At 42.1% G+C, this 17,350-nt stretch carries 19 protein-coding genes and 1 pseudogene; all 20 read left to right on the forward strand.

The features are described from left to right. Positions 1 to 132: 132 nt before the first annotated feature. The 20 genes and pseudogenes from D8872_RS09175 to D8872_RS09275 all read left to right on the forward strand — a co-directional run bounded on the left by D8872_RS09175 (position 133) and on the right by D8872_RS09275 (position 17,306). On the forward strand, positions 133 to 1,311 hold the full coding sequence (locus D8872_RS09175) for a galactokinase (protein ID WP_125390715.1): 1,179 nt from the start codon (positions 133 to 135) through the stop codon (positions 1,309 to 1,311). Positions 1,312 to 1,322: 11 nt separating this feature from the next. Beyond that, a pseudogene (locus D8872_RS09180) lies at positions 1,323 to 1,982 on the forward strand (HAD family hydrolase). Next, the gene (gene galT, locus D8872_RS09185) at positions 1,979 to 3,463 is read left to right on the forward strand and encodes a UDP-glucose--hexose-1-phosphate uridylyltransferase (protein WP_125390716.1); all 1,485 of its coding nucleotides are present in this window, start codon (positions 1,979 to 1,981) and stop codon (positions 3,461 to 3,463) included. The pseudogene D8872_RS09180 and the gene galT overlap by 4 nt, the downstream one beginning before the upstream one ends. A 76-nt stretch (positions 3,464 to 3,539) precedes the next feature. Continuing rightward, complete coding sequence (gene galE, locus D8872_RS09190) at positions 3,540 to 4,541, forward strand: UDP-glucose 4-epimerase GalE (protein WP_125390717.1); 1,002 nt, start codon at positions 3,540 to 3,542, stop codon at positions 4,539 to 4,541. Between the two features lie 133 nt (positions 4,542 to 4,674). Beyond that, positions 4,675 to 5,598, forward strand: coding sequence for a bifunctional riboflavin kinase/FAD synthetase (locus D8872_RS09195; RefSeq protein ID WP_311164830.1), 924 nt, complete (start codon positions 4,675 to 4,677; stop codon positions 5,596 to 5,598). 119 nt (positions 5,599 to 5,717) lie between these two features. Continuing rightward, the gene (locus D8872_RS09200; RefSeq protein WP_005590248.1) at positions 5,718 to 6,116 is read left to right on the forward strand and encodes a Spx/MgsR family RNA polymerase-binding regulatory protein; all 399 of its coding nucleotides are present in this window, start codon (positions 5,718 to 5,720) and stop codon (positions 6,114 to 6,116) included. Positions 6,117 to 6,119: 3 nt separating this feature from the next. Continuing rightward, positions 6,120 to 6,398, forward strand: coding sequence for a UPF0223 family protein (locus D8872_RS09205; RefSeq protein WP_005590249.1), 279 nt, complete (start codon positions 6,120 to 6,122; stop codon positions 6,396 to 6,398). Further along, positions 6,388 to 7,158: an inositol monophosphatase family protein gene (locus tag D8872_RS09210; RefSeq protein ID WP_125390719.1), complete on the forward strand. Its 771-nt coding sequence runs from the start codon at positions 6,388 to 6,390 to the stop codon at positions 7,156 to 7,158. Before D8872_RS09205 ends, D8872_RS09210 begins: the two co-directional genes overlap by 11 nt. A 1-nt stretch (position 7,159) precedes the next feature. After that, a complete protein-coding gene (locus tag D8872_RS09215) occupies positions 7,160 to 8,473 on the forward strand; it encodes an RsmF rRNA methyltransferase first C-terminal domain-containing protein (protein WP_125390720.1) in 1,314 nt (437 codons plus the stop codon). Positions 8,474 to 8,570: 97 nt separating this feature from the next. Further along, on the forward strand, positions 8,571 to 9,455 hold the full coding sequence (locus D8872_RS09220; protein ID WP_125390721.1) for a phosphate ABC transporter substrate-binding protein PstS family protein: 885 nt from the start codon (positions 8,571 to 8,573) through the stop codon (positions 9,453 to 9,455). Further along, positions 9,452 to 10,369, forward strand: coding sequence for a phosphate ABC transporter permease subunit PstC (gene pstC, locus D8872_RS09225; RefSeq protein ID WP_125390722.1), 918 nt, complete (start codon positions 9,452 to 9,454; stop codon positions 10,367 to 10,369). Before D8872_RS09220 ends, pstC begins: the two co-directional genes overlap by 4 nt. Continuing rightward, positions 10,359 to 11,243 (forward strand): phosphate ABC transporter permease PstA, encoded by an 885-nt coding sequence (gene pstA / locus D8872_RS09230; RefSeq protein WP_125390723.1) that lies wholly within the window; start codon positions 10,359 to 10,361, stop codon positions 11,241 to 11,243. The genes pstC and pstA overlap by 11 nt, the downstream gene beginning before the upstream one ends. Positions 11,244 to 11,253: 10 nt before the next feature. After that, positions 11,254 to 12,057: a phosphate ABC transporter ATP-binding protein PstB gene (pstB, locus tag D8872_RS09235; protein WP_045497247.1), complete on the forward strand. Its 804-nt coding sequence runs from the start codon at positions 11,254 to 11,256 to the stop codon at positions 12,055 to 12,057. A 27-nt stretch (positions 12,058 to 12,084) separates the two neighbouring features. Continuing rightward, positions 12,085 to 12,843: a phosphate ABC transporter ATP-binding protein PstB gene (gene pstB / locus D8872_RS09240; protein WP_125390724.1), complete on the forward strand. Its 759-nt coding sequence runs from the start codon at positions 12,085 to 12,087 to the stop codon at positions 12,841 to 12,843. Positions 12,844 to 12,854: 11 nt separating this feature from the next. Continuing rightward, positions 12,855 to 13,508, forward strand: a complete 654-nt coding sequence (gene phoU, locus D8872_RS09245; protein ID WP_005591940.1) for a phosphate signaling complex protein PhoU — start codon at positions 12,855 to 12,857, stop codon at positions 13,506 to 13,508. Positions 13,509 to 13,805: 297 nt separating this feature from the next. Continuing rightward, positions 13,806 to 14,435: a hypothetical protein gene (locus D8872_RS09250; RefSeq protein ID WP_185761412.1), complete on the forward strand. Its 630-nt coding sequence runs from the start codon at positions 13,806 to 13,808 to the stop codon at positions 14,433 to 14,435. Positions 14,436 to 14,703: 268 nt separating this feature from the next. Then, on the forward strand, positions 14,704 to 15,333 hold the full coding sequence (locus D8872_RS09260) for a hypothetical protein (RefSeq protein WP_125390725.1): 630 nt from the start codon (positions 14,704 to 14,706) through the stop codon (positions 15,331 to 15,333). After that, positions 15,324 to 16,664, forward strand: coding sequence for a hypothetical protein (locus tag D8872_RS09265; protein WP_125390726.1), 1,341 nt, complete (start codon positions 15,324 to 15,326; stop codon positions 16,662 to 16,664). Before D8872_RS09260 ends, D8872_RS09265 begins: the two co-directional genes overlap by 10 nt. Before the next feature lie 10 nt (positions 16,665 to 16,674). After that, on the forward strand, positions 16,675 to 16,971 hold the full coding sequence (locus D8872_RS09270) for a hypothetical protein (protein WP_037617957.1): 297 nt from the start codon (positions 16,675 to 16,677) through the stop codon (positions 16,969 to 16,971). 8 nt (positions 16,972 to 16,979) lie between these two features. Further along, the gene (locus D8872_RS09275) at positions 16,980 to 17,306 is read left to right on the forward strand and encodes a hypothetical protein (protein ID WP_037617959.1); all 327 of its coding nucleotides are present in this window, start codon (positions 16,980 to 16,982) and stop codon (positions 17,304 to 17,306) included. Positions 17,307 to 17,350: the final 44 nt, after the last annotated feature.

Genomic DNA, 17,350 nt, shown 5'->3' on the forward strand with positions numbered 1-17,350 from the left:
TTAGTAAATAACATCTAATAATTTTATTAAGTAAAAATTTACTAAAATTATTGAAGTTTTACTCGGAAACAGTTATAATGAAATTAAGAAAACGATTACAATATCGATCATCATTTTAAAGGAGTTTAGTTTATGTCAAATGTCATTTCAGTAGAGCAAATCCGCGCAGATTTTGCCAAGGTTTTTGGAGTAGAAGCGGATCACACTTTCTTTTCACCCGGTCGGATCAATCTGATCGGCGAGCATACGGACTATAACGGCGGTCATGTCTTTCCTGCAGCCATTTCTCTAGGAACTTATGGAGCGGCTCGCAAGCGAGACGACCAGCTCTTGCGATTCTTCTCAGGGAATTTTGAAGAAAAAGGGATTATTGAAGTGCCACTGGAAAACCTGCACTTTGAGCCTGAGCACAACTGGACCAACTATCCAAAAGGAGTTCTGCATTTTCTGCAGGAGGCGGGTCATAAGATTGACCGAGGCATGGATGTCTATGTTTATGGAAATATTCCAAATGGTGCTGGCTTGTCTTCTTCTGCGTCACTAGAGCTTTTGACGGGTGTCATTGCTGAGAAACTCTTTGATTTGCAGTTGGAACGTTTGAATCTAGTGAAAATTGGTAAATTAACTGAGAATGAATTTATCGGGGTTAATTCTGGTATTATGGACCAGTTTGCCATCGGTATGGGAGCTGACCAACGTGCCATTTACTTAGATACCAATACTCTTGAGTATGATTTGGTGCCGCTTGATCTCAAGGACAATGTCGTAGTGATTATGAATACCAACAAGCGGCGTGAGTTAGCTGACTCTAAGTACAATGAGCGTCGGGCGGAGTGCGAAAAAGCTGTTGAAGAACTTAACCGCAAGCTATCTATCGCAACCTTGGGTGAGTTGGACGAGTGGTCCTTTGATGAGTATAGCTATCTGATAGAGGACGAAAATCGTCTCAAACGGGCTCGCCATGCCGTTTTGGAAAATCAACGCACTTTGCAAGCGCGGGCAGCTTTGCAGGCAGGCGATCTTGACAAGTTTGGCCGCCTCATGAATGCTTCTCACGTTTCTCTAGAACATGACTATGAAGTAACTGGCTTGGAATTGGATACCCTCGTTCATACTGCTTGGGCTCAGGAAGGTGTTCTGGGTGCTCGTATGACAGGAGCAGGTTTTGGTGGCTGTGCCATTGCCTTGGTGCGAAAAGATGCCGTTGAGGCCTTTAAGGAAGCTGTTGGTAAGTACTACGAAGAAGTCGTTGGATATGCTCCAAGCTTCTATATCGCTGAAGTTGCAGGTGGCACTCGCGCTGTAGACTAGGAGAGAAGTAAATGGACGCTGTAATATTTGATTTAGACGGCTTATTAGCTGATACTGAGATCATTTCTCTAAAAGTTTATCAAGAATTGCTTGCAGACTTTGGAATTCCTTTCACAAAAGAAACATATTCTAGAGAATACAGTGGACATAGGGAAGAGGAGAATGTTCAACGATTTTTGGATACCTATGATTTACCTTGGAACTTTGACCAAACCTTGGAAAAAGTTTATGAACTGGAAGCTAAAATCTTAGCCCAAGGTGTTCATTTAAAAAAAGGTGCTAAAAATTTGCTTACTTTTTTGAAAACAGAGGGCATCCCAATCGCCCTAGCAACTTCAAGTGTTGAATCTAGAGCTAGAATGATTTTGGATAGTAATGGTATACTGTCTCTATTTGACCATCTAGTTTTTGCAAAAGATGTAAAGCGAAGCAAACCTTACCCTGATATATTTTTAAAGGCCTGTAGTGATTTGAATGTTTTACCAGAGAATTGCTTAGTACTAGAGGATAGTGAAGCAGGGATTGAGGCAGCGTATAGAGCTGGGATACCAGTCATTTGTATTCCAGACTAAAAAATACCAGCACAGTCTTTCTTAAATAAAACAGAACAAGTTTTTCAGGATTTAGACGCTGTCAGAGACTATTTAGAATGTAAGAAGGAGAATCAATGAGTCAGGGAGTTCTAGATGCATTTATCACAGAAGTCATTTCTGAAAGTTCATTTGAGGAAATGGATCGAATCTACCTGACCAATCGTGTTTTGGCACGAGTGGGAGATGGTGTTTTAGAAGTTGAGACTGAGTTGGATGACTTGATTGACCTCAAGGACCAGCTGGTTGAGGAGGCAGTTAGATTAGAGACGATTGAGGATAGTCAGACTGCGCGTGAAATCCTTGGTGCTGAGCTTATGAACTTCATCACACCAGCCCCTAGTCAGCTCAATCGGGACTTCTGGACAACTTATGGCTCCAATCCTGAGCAAGCTGTGGCTGATTTTTACCAGCTTAGTAAAAAGAACGACTACATCAAACTCAAGGCCATTGCTAAAAACATTGCTTTCAAAGCGCCAACTGAATACGGAGATTTGGAAATCACCATCAATCTCTCTAAGCCAGAAAAGGATCCCAAGGAAATTGCGGCAGCTAAAAAGGCTAAGACCAGCCACTATCCAGCCTGCCAGCTCTGCATGGAAAATGAAGGCTACCAAGGCCGCTTGGATCACCCAGCCCGAGCTAACCATCGGATTATTCGATTCGATTTGGCCGGACAGGAATGGGGCTTCCAGTATTCGCCCTATGCCTACTTTAATGAGCATTGCATCTTTCTGCACAGCCAGCACCTTCCTATGGCTATCAGCCGTCTGACCTTTGAGCGTCTGCTGGACATCGTCGAGACTTTTCCAGGCTATTTTGCAGGATCTAACGCCGACCTGCCTATTGTCGGTGGCTCCATCCTGACCCACGACCACTATCAAGGTGGACGTCATACCTTCCCTATGGTAATAGCAGAGCTGGATTGCAGCTTTACTTTTAGCGGATTTGAAGAGGTGGAAGCAGGAATTATCAAGTGGCCCATGTCCGTCATTCGTCTGAAGTCTGATAAGAAGGAACAGTTGATTGAGTTGGCTGACAAGATCTTGCAAGTTTGGCGGACTTATTCTGATCCTAGTGTGCAGATTTTGGCAGAGTCTGAGGGTGAGCCTCACCATACCATCACACCGATTGCCCGCAGGAAAGATGGACGTTTTGAGCTAGACTTGGTCTTGCGGGACAATCAAACTTCCTCAGAATATCCAGATGGCATTTACCATCCTCATAGGGATGTGCAGCATATTAAGAAGGAAAATATTGGTCTGATTGAGGTTATGGGACTGGCTATTCTGCCGCCTCGGCTCAAGGAAGAGCTCAAGCAGGTGGAGCTGTTTCTGCTAGGAGAAGACTGTCTGGTCGCTGCCTATCATCAGGAGTGGGCCAAGCAACTCAAAGACCAGAATCCAGATGTTACCGCTGAGACGGTGGAAGGAGTAGTTCAGGCTTCGGTTGGACAAATTTTCAGCCGTGTGCTGGAAGATGCAGGAGTTTACAAGCGAACAGAGGAGGGCAAGGAAGCTTTCATGCGCTTTGTCCAATCTGTTGGTTTGAAAGAGGAATAATTGCAGTGAGAGTTTTCATTTGTCCCTATTTTTGATAAAATAGTTAAATAAAAATCAAAACAAGAAAGAGAGAAACATGGCAATTTTAGTATTAGGTGGAGCTGGTTATATCGGCTCGCACATGGTAGACCGTTTGGTAGAGGCAGGTAAGGAAGAGGTAGTCGTCGTTGATAATTTGGTGACTGGTCATCGCGCAGCGGTTCATCCTCAGGCAGTCTTTTATGAGGGGGATTTGGCGGACAAGGACTTTATGCGTAGTGTATTTGCCAATCATCCATCTATCGATGCAGTCATTCACTTTGCTGCCTTTTCACTGGTCGCAGAGTCCATGGTGGACCCGCTCAAGTATTTTGATAATAACACAGCCGGCATGGTTTCTCTTTTGGAGGTCATGCAGGAATGCGGCGTTAAAAACATTGTCTTTTCTTCGACAGCAGCGACTTATGGCATTCCTGAGGAAGTTCCGATTCTGGAAACAACTCCGCAAAAGCCGATTAATCCTTATGGTGAGAGCAAGCTTATGATGGAGACCATTATGCGCTGGGCAGACCAGGCCTATGGCATCAAGTTTGTGGCCCTGCGTTATTTCAATGTAGCCGGTGCCAAGCCCGACGGATCGATTGGCGAGGACCATGGACCAGAAACCCATCTCCTACCCATTGTGCTCCAGGTGGCTCAGGGCAAACGTGAGAAGATTGCCGTTTTTGGAGACGATTACGATACTCCAGACGGAACCAATGTCCGCGATTATGTCCATCCTTTCGACTTGGCTGATGCCCATATTCTGGCTGTTGAACACCTGCGAGCTGGTCAACCTTCGGATGCCTTTAACCTTGGCTCTTCGACTGGTTTTTCCAACCTGCAGATTGTAGAAGCAGCACGCAAAGTGACCGGACATCCTATTCCTTTGGAAATAGCAGAGCGACGCCCAGGGGATCCAGATACGCTGATTGCTTCCTCTGAGAAAGCAAGAGAAGTTTTGGGCTGGAAGCCAAAATTTGACAATATCGAAACCATTATCGAAACTGCTTGGAAATGGCATTCCAGTCATCCAAACGGCTATGATGATCGCCAGTAACCAGTGTAGTTTCAAATATTTACAGAGACACTTTGTTAGAGATAGCAAGGTGTTTTCTTGGAGTGATAGAAGTTCTTTTCATGGGATTTAATTTGTTGTAAAAAAAGCGGATACATAGTAAAATAGAAAAATGATGAAAATAAGACGAATAAATAATGAATTAGAGATAAATCAGGAAGAAGATACAGTCTTGGTTCTGGGCTATTTTGACGGCCTGCATAAGGGACATCAGACACTTTTTAAGGAAGCTAGGAAGATAGCGGATGAGCAAGGACTGAAGATTGCGGTACTGACTTTTCCTGAGTCACCAAAATTAGCTTTTGTCCGTTATCAGCCAGAGTTGATGTTGCATTTGAATCATCCGGAGGAACGAGCTGCTCACTTAGAAAATTTGGGTGTGGACTACCTTTACTTGATTGACTTTACTAGTCATTTTTCTAAAAATACAGCCCGAGAATTTTTTGATAAATACGTTGCTGCACTTAAAGCGAAAGCAGTTGTGGCAGGTTTTGATTACCATTTTGGATCTGACAAGAGAAAGGCAGAGGAGCTTGCAGACTATTTTGATGGTCAGATTGTCATCGTCTCATCAGTCAATCAAGATGAGGAAAAAATCTCCTCTACTCGGATTAGAGAGACCATTCAAAATGGTGATGTTGCCAAGGCGCATCAGCTATTAGGCTATCCTCTCTCTACTCGGGGCATTGTGGTTCATGGCAATGCTAGAGGGCGCACCATTGGCTATCCAACGGCCAATCTAGCCCCTTTGGATCGCGTGATTTTACCAGCAGATGGTGTCTATGTGGTAGATGTTGAGCACAATGGCAAGATTTTTCGTGGCATGGCTAGCGTTGGCAAAAATGTGACCTTTGAAGGAGATGAGCTTCGTTTTGAAGCCAATCTATTTGACTTTGCGGAGGAAATCTATGGCGATACGATTCGGATTATCTGGCTGGATAAGATTCGTGATATGGTTAAATTTGATGGTATTGAAGAACTGGTTGCTCAATTAAAGAGTGATGAAGAAGTGGCAAGAAATTGGGAATGTTCGGAATAAATATCAGTTCTTGATATTTTTCTTAGTATTTCAAGCTGATTCTTAAAAATATCTAGTCAAGAGAGATAAAATTTAGTATAATAGAGTTAGTTACTATATAAAAATAAGAAGAGAACAGCATGATTACATTATTTTTATCGCCTAGCTGCACTTCCTGTCGCAAGGCGCGTGCTTGGTTGATTGGTCATGAAGTTCCATTTACGGAGCATAATATCATGACGAGCCCTCTGTCTGCTCCAGAATTGCAACACATTCTTTCATTGACAGAAAATGGCACTGATGACATCATCTCAACCCGCTCAAAAATTTTTCAAAAACTAGATTTAGATGTAGAGGATTTATCGATTTCAACGCTCATTAAGCTGATTGAGGAAAATCCTAGTCTTTTGCGTCGCCCAATTATCCTTGATGGTAAACGAATGCAAATCGGCTTCAATGAAGATGAAATTCGTGCTTTCTTGCCTAGAGGCTATCGGAAAGAAGAACTCAGAGCCGCAACTATGCGTGCTGATATTTAAAATATGGAAAAAAATTATAGTTACCCACTAGACTTATCGTGGAGCACTGAAGAGCTTGCTTCAGTGCTTTCTTTTTTTAATGATGTAGAGCAAGCCTATGAACAGAAGATTCAAGCGGAGAAACTGCTCCAGTCCTATGCAGTCTTCAAAAAAGTTGTTCCCAGTAAGGGAGAAGAGAAGCGACTCGGCCGTGAGTTTGAGACGGTCAGTGGCTATTCTCTTTATCGCGCTGTTCAGGAGGCAAAAAGGAAAGGGAAAGGAATGATTTCTCTTGGAAAATAAATTTCATTTTGCGAAAGAAATAGTTTATCAGGCAGGGGCTTTTTTAAGAGACCATCTCTATGATGACTTAGATGTCCTACAAAAGAGCAGCCCGACTGACTTGGTGACTCAAATGGACCGCTTCATCCAAGATGATTTGGTTGAGAAAATTTTAGCTCAGTATCCGAACGACGCGATTTTGGCAGAGGAAAATGACCTGCGACACGACATCGCGGATGGTAATGTCTGGGTGATTGATCCCATTGATGGTACCAATAATTTCATCACCCAGCGGGCTGATTTTGCTATTATGTTGGCGTATTTTGAAAATGGGCAGGGCAAATTCGGCTTAATTTACGATGTGACAAGAGACCAGCTTTTTCATGGAGGTGGGGCTTTTGATGTTTACTGTAATGAACGAAAATTATCTGCTTTTATCGATAAGCCCTTGCAGAAATATCTTATGGCTTCAAATGCTAGTATGCTGGAGCATAATCACTGGGGACTAGCTGACTTGGCTCGTGATTGCTTGGGGGTGCGTGTCTATGGCAGTGCTGGGATTAGTTTTGCTAAGACCTTGGCTGGTGGATTAGCCGCCTATTTCTCTTATAATTGGCCTTGGGACTATGCTGCGGTCTATGTGATGGCTGACAAACTAGGCTTCGTCATTCAGACTCTTGATGGCGAACAGCCGAATTTTCAGACTCAGGAGCCGATTATGATTGCACCAAAGTGCAAGTTAGACGAATTACAAGAGTATTTACGAAAGGGAAAAGGCTAGTATGGACTTTCCAGTAGGTTTTAAGGAAAAGTATGAGGAGCTCTTGGGGAAGGAAGCAGAGGCTTTTTTTGCGACTTTTGAACAAGATCCGATTTCAGCCTTTCGCAGCAATCCTTTAAAAGAAAATCAGAAAGATTTTGTGAATGCTATCCCGAACACAGACTGGGGACATTACGGAAAAGCGTCTGGGAAGTCGGTAGAACATGTCACGGGACTAGTTTATTCTCAGGAGCCAGCTGCGCAAATGGTCGCTCAGGTTGCAGCACCACAAAAGGGCATGAAAGTTTTGGATTTAGCGGCTGCACCAGGTGGAAAATCTACTCATTTACTCTCTTATCTGGGAAATACAGGCTTGCTGGTTTCTAACGAAATCAATGCCAAACGCAGTAAAATTTTGGTAGAAAACATTGAGCGGTTTGGAGCGCGAAATGTCCTTGTCACCAACGAATCTTCGGATCGATTGGCTAAGGTTTTTCAGGGTTATTTCGACCTCATTGTTCTGGATGCTCCTTGCTCTGGCGAAGGAATGTTTCGCAAGCAGCCGGATGCCACCCAGTATTGGAGTCCGGAATATCCTGCCCAGTGTGCGCGTCTCCAGCGAGAAATTCTAGAGGACGCTGTCAAGATGTTGGCGACAGGCGGGCAGCTAGTCTATTCGACTTGCACTTGGGCACCAGAAGAAAATGAAGAAATTGTCGCTTGGCTTTTAGAGAATTTTTCTTTGGAATTGCTGGAAATACCAAAAATCAATGGCATGATGGCAGGGATTGATTTCCCAGAAACAGCTCGTATGTATCCTCACCATTTCAAAGGTGAAGGGCAATTTGTAGCCAAATTTCGTTTTACAGGCAGTCAGTCTGCTAAAAAAATCAAGGCAGCCAAAAATAAATTAACGGCCGAGCAGAGAAAACTCTGGCAAGATTTCCAGAAAAAGCATCTGAAAATTGAGCTAGAAGGACATTTAGATACTTTTGGGGACAATCTTTATCTGCTGCCAGCTGGACTGCCAGATGTCTCCAAGCTGAAAATTGCTCGCAATGGCCTGCATCTGGGTGTATTTAAGAAAAATCGCTTTGAACCGAGCTTTGCTTTAGGCCTAGCTTTGAGGCCTAGTGAAGTCGTCTCAGTCCTTGAGATTGATGATGAGGCCTTTAGCAAATATGTAGCAGGCGAGACGGTTCAACTCTCACAAAACTATCCAAATGGCTGGTATCAAGTGCTTGCCCAAGGCAACGGTTTGGGTTTTTCAAAAATTACTGGAAATACCTTGAAAAATTATTTCCCCAAGGGGCTTCGCTTTCGTTCAAAAGACTAGGCAAAGCCCTCTTTCTATGTTATAGTGGATATAGTGGGATTTTCAGTTTCTTTCAAATAGACATTCCACTATCATTCTCAAGATTTCGAGGAGAAAAATGGTAAAGAAAAAATATAAGCTGATTTTGTCAGCGATTCTAGTTCTAGTTGCGGTTAGCCTCTCTGCTTGCTCCAGCTGGATTGACCGAGGCGAGTCCATGACTGCCGTTGGTTCGACAGCCCTTCAGCCGCTCGTTGAAGCAGCAGCGGATGAGTTTGGTTCGGCCAATATTGGAAAAACGGTCAATGTTCAAGGTGGTGGATCAGGTACGGGCTTGTCTCAGGTTCAGTCTGGTGCGGTTGAAATTGGCAACTCAGATGTCTTTGCTGAGGAAAAAGAAGGGATTGATGCTTCAGCCCTTGTTGACCACAAAGTAGCAGTTGCCGGGATTGCGGTGATTGTCAATAAAGAAGTATCCGTCGATAATTTAACAGCGGAGCAGCTGCAGAAGATTTTTACTGGTGAAGTGACCAACTGGAAGCAGCTGGGCGGGAAAAATCTAGAGATTTCTATCATCAACCGTGCGGCAAGCTCTGGTTCCCGGGCTACGTTTGACAGTGTCATCATGGACGGTAAATCAGCCGTTCAAAGTCAGGAGCAGGATTCAAATGGGATGGTTAAGTCCATTGTTTCTCAAACACCGGGAGCCATTTCTTATTTGGCCTTTGCTTATGTGGATGATTCTGTCAAGACTTTGAAGCTCAATGGCTACGAGCCAACTGCCAAGAATGTTGCAACCAATGCTTGGCCACTATGGTCTTATGAGCATATGTATACATTAGGCAAGCCGACTGGTCTGGCAGCAGAGTTTCTGGATTACATGTTGTCCGATGAAGTTCAGGATGGAATCGTCTCAGGAATGGGCTATATTTCCATCAAGGAAATGCAGGTCAGCAAGGATGCTGATGGAAACGTTACAAGCTTAAAAGGAGATAGCAAATGAGAAATGAAGAATTAGCGAAAAAATTACTATCCCCTTCGAAAAACTCTCGTCTGGAAAAATTTGGGAAATATATCACCTTTGCTTGTCTGGCTTTAATCGTTTTGATTGTAGCCATGATTTTAATCTTCGTAGCACAAAAAGGGCTGTCGACCTTCTTTGTCAACGGAGTTAATGTATTTGAATTTTTATTTGGCTCCACTTGGAATCCGTCAGGTAAGGAATTCGGTGCCCTGCCAATGATTTTAGGCTCCTTTATCGTTACCATTCTGTCTGCTCTGATAGCAACTCCCTTTGCGATTGGTGCAGCTGTCTTTATGACAGAAGTTTCTCCAAAAGGAGCAAAGATACTGCAACCGGCTATTGAACTTTTAGTTGGTATTCCGTCTGTTGTTTATGGATTTATCGGTCTGCAAATCGTGGTGCCTTTTGTCCGTACAGTCTTTGGCGGTACTGGTTTTGGGATTTTGTCTGGTATTTTTGTGCTCTTTGTTATGATTTTGCCGACAGTAACCTTTATGACGACGGACAGTCTGCGTGCTGTGCCGCGTCACTACCGTGAAGCAAGTCTGGCTATGGGCGCAACGCGCTGGCAGACTATTTGGCGGGTAACACTCAAGGCTGCTCGCTCAGGTATTTTTACAGCGGTGGTCTTTGGAATGGCGCGTGCTTTCGGTGAAGCCCTAGCTATCCAGATGGTTGTTGGTAACTCTGCGGTGATTCCAACCTCTTTGACAACACCAGCAGCCACACTGACCTCTGTCTTGACCATGGGAATCGGAAATACCGTTATGGGAACGGTGGACAATAACGTTCTCTGGTCTCTGGCTCTGGTGCTCTTGATGATGAGCTTAGCCTTTAACAGTGTGATTAAACTAATTACAAAAGAAAGAGGTAAGAAAAACTATGCACGCTAAGAAATTAGATAAATTGGCGACTGGTGTTCTCTACACAATAGCGAGTATCATTGTTGCCATCCTTGCCTCTCTCATCCTCTATATCTTAGTTAGAGGTCTGCCACATGTTTCCTGGTCTTTCTTGACAGGGAAATCCTCTTCTTACCAAGCTGGCGGTGGTATTGGGATTCAGCTTTATAATTCCTTCTTCCTGCTGGTGATTACTCTGATTATCTCTGTTCCCCTTTCGATGGGAGCGGGAGTCTATCTAGCTGAGTATGCTAAAAAAGGTCCGGTGACCAACTTTGTCCGTACCTGTATTGAAATCCTGTCCTCGCTGCCATCCGTGGTAGTCGGACTCTTTGGCTATTTGATTTTCGTTGTCCAGTTTGAGTATGGCTTCTCAATCATTTCTGGTGCTTTGGCGCTGACTGTCTTCAATCTGCCTCAGATGACTCGCAATGTCGAGGACAGCTTACGTCACGTTCACCATACACAGCGTGAAGCAGGACTAGCTTTGGGAATATCCCGCTGGGAAACGGTGCTTCATGTGGTCATTCCTGAAGCTCTGCCAGGGATTGTGACAGGGATTGTCCTTGCTTCTGGTCGGATTTTCGGTGAAGCAGCTGCCTTGATCTATACTGCAGGTCAATCTGCGCCGGCTCTGGATTGGTCTAACTGGAACATTTTTAGCATTACCAGCCCGATTTCGATTTTTCGGCAAGCGGAGACGCTAGCCGTCCATATCTGGAAGGTCAATAGTGAAGGAACCATTCCTGATGGAACTGTGGTGTCAGCAGGATCAGCAGCGGTGCTTCTGATTTTCATCTTGATTTTCAACTTTGGAGCCCGCAAACTCGGTTCTTACTTGCACAAGAAATTAACCTCTGCATAAAGGAGAAGCAATGACAGAATATAATTGGAATGAAAAGCATATCATTACTTTTCCTGAAGAAAAAGTAGCCCTTTCGACCAAGGATTTGCATGTTTACTACGGTAAAAAAGAATCCATCAAGGGCATTGATATGCAATTTGAAAAGAATAAAATCACAGCTTTGATTGGACCTTCAGGTTCAGGGAAATCAACCTACCTCCGCAGTCTCAATCGTATGAATGATACGATTGATATTGCCAAGGTAACAGGGCAAATTCTTTACCAAGGAATAGACGTCAATCGGTCTGATATCAACGTTTACGAAATGCGTAAGCACATCGGCATGGTCTTTCAACGGCCTAATCCATTCGCCAAGTCTATTTATCGCAACATTACCTTTGCTCATGAACGTGCTGGTGTAAAAGATAAAAAGATTTTGGATGAGCTTGTTGAAACTTCGCTCAAGCAAGCTGCGCTTTGGGACCAAGTCAAGGATGATCTTCATAAATCAGCCTTGACCTTGTCAGGCGGTCAGCAGCAACGCCTCTGTATTGCCCGAGCTATCTCGGTCAAGCCAGATATCTTGCTTATGGACGAGCCGGCTTCTGCGCTGGATCCGATTGCGACCATGCAGCTGGAAGAGACCATGTTTGAGCTCAAAAAGGACTATACGATCATCATCGTGACTCACAATATGCAGCAGGCTGCCCGGGCCAGTGACTACACCGGCTTCTTTTATCTGGGGGATTTGATTGAGTATGACAAAACTGCCAATATTTTCCAAAATGCCAAACTGCAGTCGACCAATGACTATGTTTCTGGTCATTTTGGTTAAAGGTGAAGAAACTAAAGGAATGAACTTATGACAGAACCTATTTTGCAAGTCAAGGACTTGTCGGTCTATTATAATAAAAAGAAAGCACTCAATAGTGTCTCCTTGGACTTTATGACTAATGAAATCACTGCCTTGATTGGACCATCAGGTTCAGGGAAATCTACCTTGCTCAAGGCTATCAACCGTATGGGTGATTTGAATCCAGAAGTAACAACGACAGGCACGGTCATCTATAACGGACACAATATTTACAGTCCTCGGACAGATACGGTGGAGTTGCGCAAGGAGATTGGCATGGTTTTCCAGCAGCCTAATCCCTTCCCAATGACCATTTATGAAAATGTTGTCTACGGACTGCGCATTAACGGCGTCAAGGATAAACAAGTTTTAGATGAAGCGGTGGAGCGTTCCTTGATTGGGGCTTCTATCTGGGACGAAGTGAAAGACCGTTTACATGATTCGGCTATCGGACTCTCGGGTGGTCAGCAACAGCGGATTTGTGTAGCACGCGTTTTGGCTACTAGTCCGAAAATCATCCTCTTGGATGAGCCAACGTCAGCGCTAGATCCAATCTCTGCGGGTAAAATTGAGGAAACTCTCTATGGACTTAAGGACACCTATACCATGCTCTTGGTGACGCGCTCCATGCAACAGGCTTCTCGGCTTTCGGATAAAACAGGCTTCTTCTTGGGTGGTGATTTGATGGAGTTTAATGATACTAAGGAGATGTTCCTCAACCCACAAAATAAGGAAACAGAAGATTATATTACAGGAAAATTTGGATAAGGAGTTGAATGATGTTACGATCTCAATTTGAAGAAGATTTGGAGAAATTGCACAATCAGTTCTACGCAATGGGACAAGAAGTGCTCTCACAAATCAACCGCACGGTGCGTGCTTTTGTCACACATGACCGTGACTTGGCAAAGGAAGTCATCGAAGATGATGCAGAAGTAAATGAATATGAAGTGAAATTGGAAAAGAAATCATTTGAAATGATTGCCCTCCAACAACCCGTTTCTCAAGATCTTCGCACTGTCCTAACCGTTCTCAAGGCCGTTTCAGACTTAGAGCGTATGGGAGACCATGCGGTATCCATTGCAAAAGCAGCTATTCGTATGAAGGGGGAGCAGCGTATTCCAGCTGTCGAGGACGAAATTAAAAAGATGGGCCGCGATGTGAAAAATTTCGTTGAAGCTGCCCTTGATCTCTACCTGAATGGTTCTGTAGATCAAGCCTATGAAGTAGCAGCCATGGATGAAAAAATCAACCATTATTTTGATAGCATTCGTGATCTGGCTACGGAAGAAATCAAGAAAAATCCTGAAGCCATCGTTACAGGCCGTGATTATTTCCAGGTTATTTCTTTCTTGGAACGTATCGGCGATTATGCCAAAAACATCTGCGAATGGGTCGTTTACTTTGAAACGGGTAAAATTATTGAATTATAATATATGTTAAAGAGACAGGCTAAGCTTGTCTTTTTTGTTTTGAGGAGGAGAAAAGGTGATATGAGACGAATTTAAAAGATAGATACTTGGACTTCATGTAGATAACAGACAAATTGGATTTCAATGGATTAAAAGGTCTAAAACAAAAAGATAATTTATCGATATGACCCAAGTACTTTCCTTTTGGTTGAAGTGATTGAAAAAGAAATGGAGGATAACGCTAAAAATTATGCTACAATGTAGGAAAGTGATAGCTGAAAACCTTGTTTTATAGAATACTGTAATGGAGGTATAATTATGAGAAAAAAGATTATTGTCGTTCTGGCAATTTTGTTCGTTCTAGTTTCAGGAGGGGGATACTGTATGACAAAATGGATTGAATATCAAAACTCGCCGTATAATGTTAGTGACGTTTTAGACGATAAAGGAGTAAAACTTTACAAACGAGGATTTCGTTTGTTGGAAGAACAACTGGCAACTTATATTAAGGAGCACTATTCAGGAATAAGTAGAATAGAGTTTTCACCTATACTAGTTCGAGGAGGTGACGGACGATATATGTTTCATGCCAATATTGTTCCTATAGTTTATGATGAATATGGAGATAAGGCGTATTTAGGTAAAAAAATTGGAAATCGAACATTTGCTCATTATGATGATTTTAGTAGTATCAGACTCGATTTTGATGGATTGGATGAAGAAATCATTGAAATAAGAGTTGATAGTGAATTTATTGATATATCTGATAGTAAATGTTTACCTGAAAATGTAAAACTTAATTCTGTTAAAGAAATGGATGAAAATATAGAAGCGCTTGTCAATGCTGGTCAACTAAAAGATGTGGTTAAAAGTGAAAAAGGTAGTCAAAAAGCGGAAATTGTCTATAATACAGAAATTAAGAAAGGAGACTATTTGGATTGGCGTTGACAGAATGGCATTGTTTATATTAAATAACACTTAGTAAGGCTAAAAGATGTTAAGGAATCAGATGTAGGAAGTCCGAATGCCGAAATTAGACTACAACTTATAAATTAAAAGAGGGAGTTATTCAGAATGGGGATAATCTTTGATTAAATGGGGAGGTTTCTGTTTATGGATAATATGGCAGAAGTACTCGGCAAAAAATACAATATTGTGATATACTATAAACAGAAAAAATGGATTCGTTTTCATTTAGATATAGAGGTGACAGTTAATGAAGAAAAAACAACTTGCAATTATAGCTGTATTAATTACCTTAGTTTTAGGAGGGGGATACTGTATGACAAAATGGATTGAACATCAAAACTCGCCGTATAATGTTAGTGATGTTTTAGACGATAAAGGAGTAAAACTTTACAAACGCGGATTTCGTTTGTTGGAAGAACAACTAGCGACTTACATCAAAGAGCACTATTCAGGAGTTAGTAAAATAGAGTTTTCACCAATTTTTGTTCAAGGTGGAGATGGGCAGTATATGTTTCATGCCAATGTTGTTCCTGTCATTTATGATACTCATGGTAATAAAGTCTATTTAGGTCGAACAGTTCAAAATTTCGGTTATGCTAGTTATGGAGATTATGGTGATGTCAGATTGGATTTTAATGGATTTGATGAAGAAATAATTGAGCTAAGAGTAGGAGATGATTTTATTGATATTGCAGGCAATAAAAAACTCCCTGAGGAAGTCAAACTATCATCTAAACCCAAGATGGATGAAAACATTGAAGCGCTTGTTAAAGATGGACAGCTGAAGGACGTGGTTAAAAGTGAGGAAGGCAGTCCAAGTGCAGAGGTTATTTATAATACAGAAATCAAGAAAGGATATCATTGGGAATGGCATTAAATGATGAACAGGTACAGGAATTACAAGTTGATGTGTTAAAAATAATAAAAGAAAAAAATGTTAATGAACAATTTGGTCTTGAAAGAAGCGGAAAGAAATATCAATTAATCAACGAAGTCAACGAAACCACCCAAGCTATTGCTGTTGCGCCTCTTGATAAGGAAGGTAAGCCAGATTATAGTCAAACTACTATTGTTGTTGCCGGAACTCAGTCACCTAACGGAGATATTAATAATCATGTTATAGAATCTGGATTTAATGCAGTAATGGCAAGAAATCAATTAACAGAACAGACAAAGGACGTTCGGGAGTTTTATAACCAATCATTATCTAAGGCTAAAAAAATGGCTGGCAAGGGACAAGAAGTTGATATCAGTAATATGTCGGGATTTAGTCAAGCGGGACCAGCTGTTGCTAAAGTAGCTGCGGAAATGAAAGTCCAGAAGATTACAAATTTCATGGACTGGGGTGCGTGGAATTCGTTGACAAAAAATACAGCCGATTATAGAGGGATTAGTGATGAAGAATTAGCATATCTTAATAAACACTTACATTCATACAGTGATCAAGGGAAAGATTTAACAAGTTGGGATGGTCATGGAGGGATCATTCCGTATGGAAAAGTATTTACTGTAGAGGGAAAACATCATAATGCTGGCTTACCCAAGATTAAAGGTAATAGTCTAGATATTAAATGGTATGTAAAAAATAGTCTTTTCTGTTCCGGCATGACTGAAAAGCAAGTGAGGGAGATTGCTAAGAGAAAAGCTAAAGCTGCTGAAAAATTTGACTTGTCTAAGCTAGAGACATGGTTTGATAGTACAGATCCAGAATCTTATGTTAAAGAATATTTAGAAAAATATGGTTCTTTTGCTCCTGAGCCTTCTAAGCAAGAATTACTCACTTTAAATAGACAACGCATTGGTGAACTGCACGCTTCCTTGAAGACTAGTTCAGGCAGTCAAACGATTAGTTTGAGAGAAGAATTAGTTCGTACAAGCGCGCAAACTGCTCAGCTACAAGCTGAGGAATATGAGCAGGCGATCAAAGATAAACTTGCAAATGCCAAGGAAAGTGTCACTCAGCACATAACAGAACTACGATCAGCAGCGTATACGCTGGCTCATAACCTTTCTGGTGGAGAGATAGAGGATTTACTATCCGAGCTGAGCTTTGAGATAGCTTGGAATGTTGGAATAGAAGCAGCAACTCTTTCCTCGGCCAACTCATATCAAACGAAAATGACAAGTATATCAGGTAAATTAAACAAGGCAGCTGATAGAATTGTAGAAATTGACCAAAAAGGTAGCCAGATTTTTGGGGAATTATAGGAGGAAGCGTATGATTGAACCAATTATAGAAGATCGAGCAGAAGCAGAGCGTATCAAAAAAGAGTATCTGAGGATACAGGAACGTCTGGCTATTCGAGGATTAATCTCAGCCAAAAGAGCCACTCTCCTTGAAGAAAGTCGTCTATTGCAAGAATGGCTTACCAATCAGGCTGAGACGATGAAATCATTCTCATCAGTTCAAGTTCCTGCCGATTTGGAAGGTGCTTTTTCCGGATTAGCAGCCGATTCGGTCAAGAATGTTTTAACTGAAATCTCAACACCTCATTTGATGAGTCCAATTCTATAGGAGGGGTTATGGATACAAAAAAACGGATGGCACAATTAGACGATGAACATATAGCATTTCGAAGAAAAGCCAGTGAATTGGAATGGGATTATCACGATATGAAACGGGAGGCTAGAAATTTTTCGGAGGAAATGAGTAATTGGGTTCTATCATTTTGTCGTCACAGTTCGCCTGTTGATTCATCTTATATATTAAATCAAATCGAGGAAAATCGAGAAGATTTTGAGCGGAAAATGAGGCGTTACGAAGATCGACTGAATGAAGTCTGTCAAGAAGAAAATCGCTTGTACAATAAAAAATTGGACGCACTGAAGAAAGAAACAAAGCAAAGATGAACTTCACTTTTCCTTTGAGACGAATCTATCAGGCAGGCTAAGCT

The organism is Streptococcus cristatus (assembly GCF_003943815.1).
GTDB classification, from domain to species: domain Bacteria; phylum Bacillota; class Bacilli; order Lactobacillales; family Streptococcaceae; genus Streptococcus; species Streptococcus cristatus_F.